Source organism: Chitinophaga sp. RAB17 (assembly GCF_052114225.1).
Lineage (GTDB): Bacteria > Bacteroidota > Bacteroidia > Chitinophagales > Chitinophagaceae > Chitinophaga.
This window is the reverse complement of the sequence record NZ_JBFREI010000004.1, coordinates 1-13,926: the sequence shown is the minus strand read 5'-3', so window position 1 is coordinate 13,926 and position 13,926 is coordinate 1. Positions and strand designations below refer to the sequence as shown.

11 protein-coding genes are annotated in these 13,926 nt (G+C 46.6%); all 11 read right to left on the bottom strand.

Translation table 11 applies throughout. The features are described 5' to 3' along the window. Window positions 1-26: 26 nt before the first annotated feature. Window positions 27-1,145 carry a taurine catabolism dioxygenase TauD gene (locus AB4Z08_RS15430; RefSeq protein ID WP_441574649.1) on the bottom strand — a complete coding sequence of 373 codons (1,119 nt, stop codon included), beginning with the start codon at window positions 1,143-1,145 and terminating at the stop codon, window positions 27-29. Then, entirely contained in the window at window positions 1,142-2,101 is a 960-nt protein-coding gene (locus AB4Z08_RS15425) for a sterol desaturase family protein (RefSeq protein WP_441574648.1), read from the bottom strand. Before AB4Z08_RS15425 ends, AB4Z08_RS15430 begins: the two co-directional genes overlap by 4 nt. 27 nt (window positions 2,102-2,128) lie before the next feature. Further along, window positions 2,129-2,734, bottom strand: coding sequence for a nitroreductase family protein (locus AB4Z08_RS15420; protein WP_441574647.1), 606 nt, complete (start codon window positions 2,732-2,734; stop codon window positions 2,129-2,131). Continuing rightward, window positions 2,731-4,587: an IucA/IucC family protein gene (locus tag AB4Z08_RS15415; protein WP_441574646.1), complete on the bottom strand. Its 1,857-nt coding sequence runs from the start codon at window positions 4,585-4,587 to the stop codon at window positions 2,731-2,733. Before AB4Z08_RS15415 ends, AB4Z08_RS15420 begins: the two co-directional genes overlap by 4 nt. Before the next feature lie 2 nt (window positions 4,588-4,589). Next, window positions 4,590-5,180 (bottom strand): GNAT family N-acetyltransferase, encoded by a 591-nt coding sequence (locus AB4Z08_RS15410; RefSeq protein ID WP_441574645.1) that lies wholly within the window; start codon window positions 5,178-5,180, stop codon window positions 4,590-4,592. Continuing rightward, on the bottom strand, window positions 5,177-6,358 hold the full coding sequence (locus tag AB4Z08_RS15405) for an MFS transporter (protein WP_441574644.1): 1,182 nt from the start codon (window positions 6,356-6,358) through the stop codon (window positions 5,177-5,179). Before AB4Z08_RS15405 ends, AB4Z08_RS15410 begins: the two co-directional genes overlap by 4 nt. Before the next feature lies 1 nt (window position 6,359). Continuing rightward, window positions 6,360-7,682 (bottom strand): lysine N(6)-hydroxylase/L-ornithine N(5)-oxygenase family protein, encoded by a 1,323-nt coding sequence (locus tag AB4Z08_RS15400; protein ID WP_441574643.1) that lies wholly within the window; start codon window positions 7,680-7,682, stop codon window positions 6,360-6,362. 212 nt (window positions 7,683-7,894) lie between these two features. After that, window positions 7,895-8,554, bottom strand: coding sequence for a LuxR C-terminal-related transcriptional regulator (locus tag AB4Z08_RS15395; RefSeq protein ID WP_441574642.1), 660 nt, complete (start codon window positions 8,552-8,554; stop codon window positions 7,895-7,897). Window positions 8,555-8,610: 56 nt separating this feature from the next. Beyond that, window positions 8,611-9,816 (bottom strand): PepSY-associated TM helix domain-containing protein, encoded by a 1,206-nt coding sequence (locus tag AB4Z08_RS15390; RefSeq protein ID WP_441574641.1) that lies wholly within the window; start codon window positions 9,814-9,816, stop codon window positions 8,611-8,613. Between the two features lie 47 nt (window positions 9,817-9,863). Beyond that, window positions 9,864-12,272, bottom strand: coding sequence for a TonB-dependent siderophore receptor (locus AB4Z08_RS15385; protein WP_441574640.1), 2,409 nt, complete (start codon window positions 12,270-12,272; stop codon window positions 9,864-9,866). A 313-nt stretch (window positions 12,273-12,585) separates the two neighbouring features. Continuing rightward, window positions 12,586-13,926, bottom strand: a 1,341-nt coding sequence (locus AB4Z08_RS15380) for a thioesterase domain-containing protein (RefSeq protein ID WP_441574639.1), incomplete at its 5' end; no start/stop codon positions are given.

Here is a 13,926-nt window from a genome sequence, read left to right as displayed (position 1 = left end):
GTAAGTTTTTTGTATAAAAGAAAAGGTTAACGGAAGATGCTGCCATAATGCTCTTCCATGATAAAATAAGGATCTTCTGTTTTGGTGACCTCCCGGATGTTGATGAGACTCGTCTTACTCATCATACGCAACATCATTCTCCGTTCGCAGGGCACCAGCACACCTTTTTCTTCCCGGTAGCCTGCCAGAAAAGCATTTCTTCCGTGTGCACAGAGATGATTATTGACGAAGATGAGGTCACCGGCGGCAGGTACAAAATCATTATAGATATACGTTTTGGCCACCCGCCAGAATTCTTCCAGGTGGTGCATGGCTTCTCCACTCTGATTGGTATCAGGATTATAGAGTTGCTCGGCTGCATCAAAACGGATGAAAGGGTATGTTTTATTGCCATACAGTACCGCTGTGGTCACCTCTTCTCCTGCGGCCGTATCCTGAGCATAATTGGCGTCTTTGGGACATTTATACAGCGGCCGGAATAACGGCCGCATCACCTCGTCTGTAGCACCATGCGAACGAATGGAATACAGCGTGGAAGGAACCTGCTCTTCATTCCTGATAAACAGGAAACTCAGGAAATCGGCCTGATGAAAGAGAAATGCATCTTCGGTATGTACAAACAGATCAGTACGTGAGCCGCTGCCCGTTTGAGTATGGCTCATTTTCTCATCCGGTATGATGGCATGCATCAGCCCTCCACCTTTACGCTGGGCATAATACTGTACCGGTTTACTGGGCACCGAACCATGCATCAGGCTACTGATAAAACCATATGCCATTAACTTTTCGTAATCTGCCTCCTTCCAGCTGGAAGGAGTTTTGCCCAGTTCATCCTGGTCCACCTGTATCAGTCCCCTGAATACAATTGCACCATATTGAGTGGCAGAATAATCTGTACCGAAATTGCTGAGTATACGTGCAATACGCTCCGGTAGCAGCTGATAGGCATTCAGGTGCAGCGAGGCGATGAATGCCGGATTTTCGTAACTGCCATATTCCCTGATCAGCTTTTGACCTATGTAGAACATGGCGGTAGATTCTCTGGCGGTAATGTCCACAATGAGCGGCGCTGACGGCGGTGTTATAGAAGGCTCCTTCCATATTTCCGTTGTGCTGTCGGGTAGTGTTACTATTGCGTTATTCATGTTGAAGGGTTTAAATGGATCATTAATTTTTTCCTTTTCTCGTGCTGCAGGATTCTCCAACCCTCTGCACGATATTGAGCGGCCATTTTACCGCCATCGATGTGGTTCCAGCCTGGAGGCATCACAATGTATTTCAGTTTGTTTTTCAGGCCCGGAGCATGCTTTATGTCCGTCCACAGATCCCGCCAAAGCTGCAGTTGTACCTGCAACAGGTTTTTACCACTGATTTTATCATTGAGTATACCGTAAACAGGTTTCACCTGGTCTATCTCTGATTGAAAAGTGCTGAAGATCCTGTCCCATATGGAGAACGTTTCTCCATAATTCCTGTCCAGGTAGATGTGATTCTTTGCATGGTGCACGCGGTGTACGGAAGGAGTAATGAACAAACACTCCAGCCAGCGTTGTTTTCCCACAATCTCATCAAAGTGATCGTTCACATGCTCATAAAGACCGTACAACCTTGCAATGGCTTCGCAGATGAAGATTATAAAAGGATCAAATCCCAATATGGGCAGGGCTATAACGGTAAGGGGTATATGTAGAAACCCCAGGAAGGAACCGCGAACAGCCACGGTCAGTTTCATTTCCTCAGCGGTATGATGTACCCCATGGATGCACCAGAAAAAGCGTACTTTATGTCCGAGGTAATGCACCAGCCAGAACATAAAATCATACACCAGGTAAGCCAGTATCCAGATATACCACGCATATCCAAGGGTAAAAAAACGGTACTCGTACATCCACATCATGGTACCGAAAATGAAAATCCTGCCCAGAAATAAATAAGGAAAACTGTCCAATACATAGGAAATCACATTTACCCAGCCCTCCTTATTGCTTTCCATTTTTTTTGTGATGACCAGTATTACCCACTCCAGTACTACCAACCCAAGTACAATATATCCGAATACGCTCTGCATTTTACCCAGCAACAGCGGAAGATAAGTTTCCATAATAGAATAGTTATGCGGGTTAAAAAATTAATAGAGCCATGTTGTTTTTTTGTCAATGTCAGTGCGCTTTTTAGCGCTACAGTAATTTTGCCGGTCATAATACCCCATGTAAAAGAAGCCCAGGCACTGTTCATTTTCTGCCAGCCAGTTTTCCCTGGCGTAGGCGATGCAGGCATCGCAACTGTCCCAGTAGGCGCCGATATCATAGGCCTCACACGTCAGCGCCATATTTTGCACAGCGCAACATACAGCTGCCATTTCTTCCCATTCCTTTATATCAATCTTTGTGTTACACCGCATGATGATGACGATAATACAGGGTGCTTTCAATGGATATAGCCTTGCCCGTTCATGCCTGCTGTATGACCATTCTGTTGCGGATAGCCGTTTCCGGTAGTACGCCGCCAGGTACTCCCCGAAAGGTGCACGCTGACTGTCCTGCAATACAATGAAACGCCAGGGCTGCGTCATTTTATAGGTGGGCGCCCAGGTGGCATTAGTAAGTATCTCGCGGATAATAACTTCCGGTACTGGCATATCCAGGTAGTCATCGGCAAATACACTTCGCCTCCGGCGGATAATGTCCGTCAGCACCTGCTGACGGACATGTCGTTTTTCTTCACACATCATCATTGACTCAGGGTATTTTCCAGCCCGGCGGGAGCTACGGTGCTACGTTTGAAAGGAGCAATCGGGTTCTGTAACATACCCGCCAGTTGCAGGCTTCCGGCCGGATCGGCCAGGTCTACCATCTGCCTGTTATTACGGAGTTGCAGGCGGTTCAGACAGGATAAAATAAACTCCGGCGCAAACATATCATACTGATCAAATTTGGCAGCATGTTGCGGTTGATCTTCCTGGTATGCATATACACATGCCGCTACCTGCCGCCAGAAATCCTCTTCCCGGTAATCACATTTGGTCACGAGAATATCTGACAGGAACCTGAAAAAGCAATCAAAAATATCTGTGAGTATGCTCAGTATCCGCAGTTCCTCCGGAACAGTCACGCATATACGTCTTCCTTTCTCTGCTATGTCAGTATTCATACGGAACACACCAATTTCTTCGGTGATGTCCTTCATAATGGCCTTCACCGGCACATGATTCTCCAGCACCAGGATCAGGTTCTCTCCATGCGGCATAAATACAAGGTCATGTTCGTAGAAACAATGCAGCAGTGGTGTAAGATATGCCTGCAGATAACGCTCCAGCCAATCGTGTACAGAGATACCGGAGGCAGCTACCAGTGCAGGCAACAAAGCATTACCCTGGTAATCGGTATGCAACAGTGCTGCCATCGTCATCAACTGCTGGCCGGGTTGCAGTACTTTCGCCGGGCTCTCTCTCCAAAGACTGGCCAGCATCTTATTATAAGCCACCTGCTTCCCAAACGGCTCATAATAAAAGTTCCGGTAACCAACTGTAGCTACTTCACACAGCAGTGTAAAGCCATTCTGTTTGAGATAGGGATCTTCACCTACATATTTACGTATCCACTCCGTAATAGGCGGCGTGCTGTCCATATAGTACGGGGTAAGCCCGCGTACAAATCCCATATTCAAAATAGACAGCGCCGTTTTGGTATAATGTTTTTCAGGATGACTGAGGTTATAAAACGTACGGATAGATTGCTGCGCATTGAACAGATCCGGGCTGTATCCCAGGCACACCAGGTGCTGATTCGCCAGGTCAGGTGCGCAGATGATAGCGAGTTTATTATACCACTGCCACGGATGTACGGGAATAAAAAAATAATCATCAGGAGAAAGACCCTTGTCTTTCAGTTTTTTGTTGAATGATGCCAACGTTTCCACTCCCAGTTCATCCGCAATAAGCTTACTGTAGGGCAGCTCTTCTACGGCACTGTAAGCAGTGCGGCTTTTATGACCGGCCAGCCATACCAGTTGCATCGGCTGGTCTGATTCAGGGGCGTATCTGCCATAGTCGTTGGCATCAAAACCAATCCGCCCGTTGTTCGCTACAAAGCATGGGTGACCGGAAGTCATGGCATGCTCAAAAACCTGGTAGTCTGATTGTGCCAACGCACTCATAGACAACTGCGGCCTGCTCATCATATAGGCGCTGCCGTTAAGCGTACTGGTGATCTCTTCCAGGTAGGAAGGAAGGTTTTCTGTACTGATGTTTAACTGGCTCTGGAACTCCTGTATCAACAGGATACTGTCCAGTGGAAGGTCTTGTCCGTTATTCACTTTACGGATACTGTCCGCATCAATAGACCAATGATTCAGGCTGAGGATACGGGCACGGAAAAAGTAAGTAATGGCTACTGCATCCGGAGCTGTTAACCGGTATTGCGACCATTCCTGGTCATCACTGATCCATTCAGGCTGCAACAGCAACTCGTGGGCAAACTCACTGATAATTTTGGCCACATGCAGACGGTTGGCCATAGCCCAGATAGCAGGTTGCAGATGATTGATAACCTCTTCGGGGGAATTCATGATAGTTTCGTTGGTATTCATATTCAGTTATTTTTTTTTGCATTTAAATATTGTGTCCGGGTACAGAAGGCCAGGGCAGCGGTTTTATGTGGCAGCTGCACTTCCTTCTCATAGATAAAGCCTGCCCTCCTGTTGATATGATGTATTTTTTCGTTGCGGATATCGGGTTCCACTACCACCCTTTTGTGTTGGGGATTATCAAACAGGAAGTCCATAACGATAGAGAATATCTGCCACGTAAAGCCATGAACAGGTATCTCCGGCGGGCCAACCAATATATGCATCCCTATGTCTCCGGGTTGAGGTTCGTAGAAACTGCCAATGAGATCATATACCGGGTCGTAGCATTCACAGAGAAAAGCTGTTTTCCCATTTATCTTCCCCATTAATGCACAGGCATGATCGTTATTATCTATGGCTGTATATTCCGCCAGCACCGCTTCGTAAGATTTGGTGCTCATGCCCCAATAGTGCGCATACGGCTGGGTTACCCAACGATAAATTTCCGGCGTATCATGTTGCAGGTCCATGGGCCATAGCTCCACAGTGCCCAGGAGAGGAACGGAAACCTGGTACGCGGGCATTAGTTGTAATGGTATGATCGGTGTCTTCATTTACAGGATGGATTAACCGGGTGAACATAAGGACGTGCCAACTGGTAATACATGGCCGTTACCAGCAGGTAGCCCGCAAAGGCGGCTATGAACGGGACATGCAGCGGATAATGCTCCACAAGTATACCGACAGAAAATGATGCAGTGAGCACGCCCAGGTTTTGAAAGAAATGTATTTTGCTGTATTCAACAGCATAGGAAGTCGGGTCGCAGACATGAAACAACAGGGCATCGAAACGGACAGCCGACTGGAAAAATGCCCAGCCATAGAGGCATCGGCCGGCAATGATGGTTACTGTGGATGGATAGGATTGCAACAGCAATCCCACCAATGCCAGCAGCAACGCCGGTAGGATAGCATGCCAGGGCGTATCCGGTACTTTGCGGCGGCGATTCATCCAGAGGGCCAGGGCAGCCACTGCTGCCGGAATAGCATATACCCCCCCCGATAGAATCCTGCTGTGCAGCATGGATACTGTTTCCCAGTATTTCACGAAAAAAGGGCGAATGATGAAATCACTGTAGTAAAAAAACAGGGTGATCACACTCAACCGCAGCACAGTACCGGAGGGTATCAGCGCTGTCCAGCTTTGTGAATGCGGTTCCGTTACCGTTGGTCCTGGAATCGTTTCTCCACGACTCCACAACAGGTATCCGCTCAGCCCTGCCTGGAAGAAATCTCCCGCGGCCATGCCCAGGTATATGTACTGCGGTTGCATCCAGTCTATGACCATACCGCCAACCACCGCTCCCAATACACTTCCCAGGTGTATAATCACTGACAGTATGCTGATAATGCCCACATGTTTATCAGTGTCCGTGATACGCAGTATAAAAGGGTATACCAGCAGATAACTGCCTTTAAAAATGATGATCGCCAGTGATACCACCCAGAACATCGTATAGTTGGTGATGTAGGTACAGAAGACAGCCAGTATGCCCGCAATGACCTGTGTATACACCAGTATGCGAAGTTCCGGCATGCGCCTTGATACCATCGCCCATACGGGGAATGCCACCATTACGGTAGCACATACAGCACTGAAGTAGGTGCCGGTGACACGTGGATCCTGTATGCCAAAGCGGGAAGCAAAGAACAACGGATAAAACGGATGCATCATATAATCACTGACTACAGCCACCAGCGTCATTAGTATCAGATAAAATCGCAGTGGCATATCAGATCAGGTGAGGTTGCGTGAGTACTGTTTCTTCATCGGCACTTACAGCAAACTGCTGAAAAGCGATCCGCTGTTCAATCGGATATACCTCCCGGCCCAGCATCTCCCGGATAATCCAGGCGTTGCGGTAGCAGCCCATGCCCAGGTCGGGCGCTGCAAAACCGTGGGTATGCAGCTCCGCGTTTTGTACAAATATGGAACCCGCCTGATCGATGGTGTAGTTGCGGTTTACTTCATAACGTCCTTTTTCATCCAGCTGCACTTTGTGGAGGATAGGTGCTATAAAATCAGGAATGCGGGAGGTGTAACCGGTGGCCAGCACCAGGCCAGCCGTCTGGTGAACATAATGTTTTTCCTGTTCCTCCTGGAAAAAGGTCATACGAAAACTTTCTGCCTGCTGATCATATATCACCTCGCGCAGGTCCGCATTGGTACGCAGAGAGATATCAACATCACCTATCAGCTTCTTTGCATAAATGGTATCAAAAATAGCGGCGATCAGATCGTTGTTAATGCCTTTGTACAGATGCTTCTGGCTATGCAATAACTTATCCCGTTTAAAAGGCGGGAGATCGTAGAAATAGTCAACATATTCGGGGGATGTCATCTCCAGTGTAAGCTTACTGTACTCCAGCGGATAAAACCTTGGAGAGCGGGTAATCCAATGCAGGGAGTAACCATAGGTATCTATATCCTGCAACAGGTCATAGTAGATCTCCGCAGCGCTCTGGCCGCTGCCAACGATGGTGATGGAGCGTTTGGACTGCAGCAGATGTTTGTGTTTCAGGTAATTGGCTGAATGTACCGCTGCTGTCATCAGCTCCCGGCAGCTGGCAGGCACATAGGGCACAGTTCCGGTACCCAGTACCAGTTTGCGTGTCCTGATCTGCAAATCTCCCTGGGTGGCATCAGTGCATTGCAGCAGGTAAAGGCCGGCAGTTTCATCATAATCAATCCTTTTTACAGCAGTATTGAAACGGACCTCCGGCAGTTTGCTGATGGCCCACTGGCAATACTGATTGTATTCATTGCGGAGCATTTTGAAATTTTCCCGGATATAAAAACCGTATATACGTCCCCGTTCCTTGAGATAATTCAGGAAGCTGAATGGATTAGTGGGATCAGCCAGGGTTACATGGTCTGCCAGGAAAGGTACCTGCAGGGTCGTATCCTGCATCAGCATCCCCGGATGCCAGTTAAAATCCGGTCTTTTGTCAAGAAATATACCGTTCAGATCAGGAATAGCATGAGTGAGGCATGCCAGTCCGAGGTTAAAAGGGCCAACACCAACAGCCGCAAAATCATAAATCATTTTGTCCATAGAATTTTCATTTTAATAATACAGGGTATTAAAAGTACGTGTGTCTTACAGCGCAACCAATCACCCCGTGATGCTAAAATGCTGGTAGTGGTATGGTATCCGAACTACCATGATCGTGGTATAAAATTCGGAAAAGGAGCAGTGGAACAAAATAAAGAGGGGTAACTGTTTTTACACAGTTACCCCTCTTTATGACAGGAAAATTACCTGACTCAGGATTCGAGTTTAACGATACCGGTTTCCAGTGCGTAGTTACACAATTCAACAGCAGAATGTAACTGCAGTTTCCGCATAATATTCCTGCGGTGGGTATGAATGGTGTGTTGACTTAAATGCATAGATCCCGCAATTTCTTTGTTGGATTTTCCGCTGACTATCTGACGGATGACATCCGTTTCCCTGACAGACAGCCCTTCCGGTGGAAGACTACGAACTGAAAGCGTTTTTCTCCTATCGGCCAGCAATAGGTCCAGGGCAAAAGTGCAAAAGAATTTTTCACCGCGCAACGTACAACTGATGGCCTGGTGGATATCACGTTTTTTGCATTCTTTGGTAAGTACACAGTAAATATTGCTGTCAAGCAACCGGAAAATATCTACTTTTTTCTGTTGGCTGGAAAGGAGTATCACCTTGCATTCCGGGATAACAGACAAGGTATTCACCAGTTCATCAGCATCAAAATAACCCGGATCATAATCCAGTATGAGTATGTCCGGCTGAAAGGAGAGTAAAGCAGGTCGCAGTTCTTCGCTGTTGCCTGCTTCTTCAATCCGGTAATTACTTTGATGATCCGCTAACAAACTTTTGATTCCTTCTCTGTAAACAGGTTGCGCATCCGCCAGTATAATACGGGTCGTGATTGAACTGTTCATTATGCTGATAACACTTTACAATGACCTGTTTCAAGCAGGAAGATATATGGTTAATGTTACTTCAGGGTTACCGGTTTTTCTTGTCGGGTCCTCTTCAGCTGGCTGCTCTTATCCCCCCGTGGCGTTACCTGTTTTTTGTTTCGTCTTCCCCACCAGATATAAAACCCGGTAACCGGCAGGGAGGCGGCGATCAGGGAAGCCAGGAAGGCCAGTATCTTTCCTGGTATGCCAAGTACCGCGCCTACGTGTATATCATAATTCATAGCATTGATCCGCTCTCCATTGCTCATATCAGCAAAAGCCCTGCGCGTAAGCATAACAGCGGAATGCTGGTCATATTGCATACGAACGGCGCTATAAAGCGGCTTACCATCCCGGCGGGCAAATACGGAAACAGCAGCTTTGCCATTTTTAGGGATCCCCACAAAAAAGGTATTCCCCTCAGGAGCTTTCAGGATGGCATCTGCCAATATCTTTTCCAGGGAATAAACACCCGGGTGAGTAGTATCAGATAACACAGGAGCAGGCAATACAGTCGGCTTTCCTCCGTTGGCGATCCATTGTATGCCGTTGCTGACCCATTGATAGGAGAAAACTAATCCTGTAATGGCAATGACCAGCAGTATAAGCATGGAATAAAATCCAAGGATATTATGCAGATCATAATTTTTACGTTTCCATTTGGTAGTGGTTTTCCACTTGAAACTGAAACGCTGTTTCGCAGCAGATTTATTAGCCGGCCACCACAGAACAATCCCGGATATCAGCATCACCACAAAAATCAGAACGGACCAATTCACAATAGTTCCGCCTATCTTCGGCCCGAGTAACAGGTTGATGTGCAGGTTCACGACAGTATTGAAAAACTCCCACTTGGTATTCTCTATCTTCAGCACCGCCCCAGTATATGGGTTTACGTAAATGCGATAGAAGTACTCCATATAGGTAGCATACGAGAGGCCGTCAGGATTCACTTTCAGCGTACGAAACGACACGCTTCTTTCTGCAGCCATCGGCACTTCTGCCAATTGCAACTTATACTCCTGCCCTATCGCCTCCTGTGCTTTTTCCCTGATAACATTCATTGGCAAACGTCTGCCGCCTTCCGGCACATCCACAAACATACGCTGCCGATACACGATGGGCTTTAGTTCATCAATAAATGCATACATGCATCCGGTGATGCCCAGTATAAATACAACCAGCCCGGACGTAAGTCCGAGCCAGCGATGTATTTTCAGGATAGTCTTTTTTAAGGGCATATATGGATTATTTAATTACATCCTTACAATAGTTCAAGGACTTAAAATTAAAAACGATATCCAACGCTCATTCTCACATTACGTCCGGGTTCTGTCTGCCAGTAATAGATCTTGTTCCCATAGTTGTCTGCAGAAGGTGCGCCGGTGTACAGGTATTTATCCAATACATTATTTACCAGTACGTTCACACTAAATTTATTGATGGTATATCCAAGACCTGCATCCATCCGGAAATAGTCAGGCAGGAAGTTTTCACTCTTGTCATATACCTGGCCGGCAATACGGCCGGCCTGATACTGATAGCCGATGTTTGCACGTAGCCCTTTCAACGCACCGTTGCCAAGCGTATAGGTCAGCCAGGTGTTCTGAATATGTTTGGCAATGCCTGGTACGTTGTTGCCTTGCAGTTTGGGATCGGCATCCTTAGAAACGATACCATCGGTATATGCATAGTTCACCATCAGGTTCAGCCCTTTCACTACCTCACCCTGGAAATCGGCCTCCAGCCCTTTGATACGCTGCTGCCCATTTTGACGGCTATAGATGAACTGGTTCGAAGCAGGGTCCCTGTGTTCCAGGTCTGTTGTCAGTACATTATTTTTGGTGATCTGGTATACGGCCAGTGTAGAGGTAAAGCGGCCCTGAAACCAGTCGCGTTTGACACCGAACTCGATGTTGTCGCCTGTCATAGGATCGAATGGTTTCTTCTGCCAGTCCAGGCCCGGGGTCTGAATAAAACTCACATCATATACGCCATATACGGAACTGTTCTTATCGAGAGAGTAGCTGATACCAAAGCGGGGCGTGAATTTGCTGTCTTTGTTGGTTCCATCGTACGGGCTTATTACCTTATTGGTGGTATAACGGCCGGCCAGTGTTACCCGCAGGCGATCGTTGAAGAAACCAAGCTGGTCCTGGAGATAGACAGCACTGTAACCATAATTGTATTGTACGCCACGGGTACGGATATCCGTAGAGCGGTCCCATTTGGGTTGAGTAACGGCACCGTGTTTAGGATTGTAGATGTTAAAAGTGGAATCACCGAATGATGCTCCCTGTCCCCAGTCCGCATAATAGTTACTGTATTTCATGTCCACGCCTCCAAGTATATTATGAGTAACGGCGCCTGTGCGAATAGTACCATTCACAAATACCTGCGCAGTTTTGTTCAGACCCAATGCATCCCAGATGTTCATACTCCGTTGTAAAAGACTGTCGTTCCCTTTTGTGGAGAAACCAGCTGGCCACATGCTCTGACCGATCTGTTTGTAATGGAAGAAACCAAATTGGGCATTTAGCTTCCAGTCGGGACTAAACTTATGTTCATAATAAGCCATTACGCTGTTGTCATTAATCTTTGTAGGGTCCATATTGCCTTCAATAGTGGTGAAGTTCACAGGCAGATCGCCATAACCACGTTTGGAGAAGGAATAGTTGCCGCCGATTACCGGCAGTTGCATGTACTGGAGGTTGTATTCCAGCGTAACGGTGTTTTTCTCGTCTATCAGGTATTTTAATACCGGAGAAATACTGTAACGGTTGGTATAATCGAAATCGCGCCAGCCGTTCTTCAACTCTCCGGCCAGGTTAAGGCGATATAGCAGTTTACCATTTTTGGACAGTTTACCGTCGAGGTCCAGTGTGGTACGGTAGTTATCATAMCTGCCAAGAGAAAGGGTTACTTCACCCTGATCTACACCGGTAGGCTTTTTGGTCACCACGTTATACATGCCGCCGGGTTCTCCGTTGGACATCATAAAACCAGCGGGCCCCTTCACGAACTCGATACGGTCTACCATGCTCATATCTTCTGTCAGCGGACTCCATGGGCTGATAAATACGTTCATCCCATTGCGGAGGGAGCTGGCGCGGGAACCGCGGATCTGGATATTGGAGTACATGTCCCAGTGACCCAGTCTGGAAGCACCGCTCACATTCCGGGTAACGCCTTCCTGCATATTATAGATCTGCTGGTCTGCCAATACTTCCCTGGAAACTTCCGTAATGCTTTGAGGCACCTGTACCAGGGGGGCATTCAGTCGCAGTGAATTGGAGGGGGTAAGTACCGTATATTTATTATACTCCCCAACTACGGTCACTTCCTTCATTTGCTGACCGGAAGCACCGAGCGTAATGGTGGTACGGGTGATCCCATCTGTTTCTACCGCTACTTCCTGGAGTACGTTCTCATATCCTACAAGAGATATAATAAGGGTATATTTTCCGGGCTTCACTTTTTTGATTACAAATTCACCATTGGCATCTGTGAGGGCGCCATGGTTGGAGTTTTGTATTCTAACAGTAACGTAAGGTGCGGGTAAGCCATCCGAAGTAAGTACTTTTCCTTTTATGGCTGATAAAATGTCTTCCGCTATGGTTTGGGTGCAAACAGCAAACAAGAGTATAAACAGGGCAAATACCTTCTTTACTGGAATGCGCAGATAAAATTGCTTCATTGCTTTTTCCTTTTGCATGCAAATGTAGCTGCCTCCAAAACGATAAAGGCCGCCTATCGGGAATTTGATTTTCGCAATCGGGAAAATCTATAAACCATATCATATAGATTGACAATCATCACTATTAAAATATGACGCGCGGTAACTACCTTCATTATACATAGGCGAAACCAACATTAAGGAGACTTTTGTTTTTTAATTTTCATGTCATATTGATACAAAATAGATATTCAATGAAAAAGGTCGCCTCATTATTGATGAGACGACCTCTTGTTAAAAAACATTGGGAACTGATTGCTGCTATACTAACTGATTATCCTTTTAATTGTTCCAGAATACCTTTGATGATAGCAGCATTATGTTTCAGGTTATTCGCTTCAGTAATCATCTTTTCGTGTTTCCCTTTACCTTCGTAAATGTTGTATGCCCCGGTAGTGGCGCCTTCCCAGCGATAATCTGCATCTGCTCTCTTCTCTCCGTTTTTCACCAGGTAAATGTCAGCATCTATCACRCCATCATTCACCATGCGATTATGATATTGTGAATAGGCATAGGCATCATCAAGCATTCCGGCTTTCAGTTCTTCTTCCACACCTGATAACTGTTGTCCCAGTATGTCAGTCATTATCTTTCCCAGTTCATCCTTACTGATACTTTCATCTTCTGCCTGACGTATTATTCTTACCGAATCAATCAATATAACAGCTGATACACGATGTCCTGCAGCCATCAATACTTTCGCCACTTCAAATGTCAGGTTTCCTCCTATGGAGTATCCCATCAGGATATACGGACCCTTTGTCTGCAGTTTTGTGATCAGGTTTACATAGCTGTTGAGTCTGTCGGGATCTTCAATGTAATCGAAACTATACATAGCATGAGACTTAATCGAACCGGCCAGTCCGGCGTAAACAATCCCCTGAGCAAAAGCAGGTGGGAACATCATTACACCTTGTTCCGTTTTCTGATTCAGTAAAGCCACGTGTTCGGGTACTGGTATAGCCTCTTTCTTATACGCTGATAAGACTGCTGCGAGATCCTGCAAAACAGGATATCTGAATATATCCGCCGGCGGCAATGTTGTCTGGAAGTGTTTGTTGATCTTTGCAACAGCTAATAATGTTTTCAGCGAGTGCCCACCCAGCTCAAAAAAGTGATCGTTTACGCCTACCCTTTCTATATCCAGCAATGTTGCCCATATGTCTGCCAGCTGCTGCTCAGTTTCGTTGCGCGGCGCTGTGTATGCCCGTTGAGACAATACCGCCCCCGAAGGAGCAGGCAGTTTTTTCTTATCTACCTTGCCGTTGACTGTCAGGGGCAGTTGTTCCAGTTCTATGAGCAATGGTACCATATATGCCGGCAATAAACTCTTCAGGTAAACAAGCAGATCTTCTTTATTAAAATGTCCATCAGGTACCACATAACCCAACAATTGTTTATCTCCCACAGCATCTGTACGCAATGTTACCACCGTTTGTTTCACCAGGTTGCTTTGCTGCAATACACGTTCTATTTCACCCAATTCGATGCGGTAGCCCCGAACTTTTACCTGTTCATCGGCGCGGCCCAGGTACAGGATATTGCCATCTGACAACCATTTGCCCATATCACCGGTACGGTACATCCATTTGCCCATATCACCGGTACGGTACAT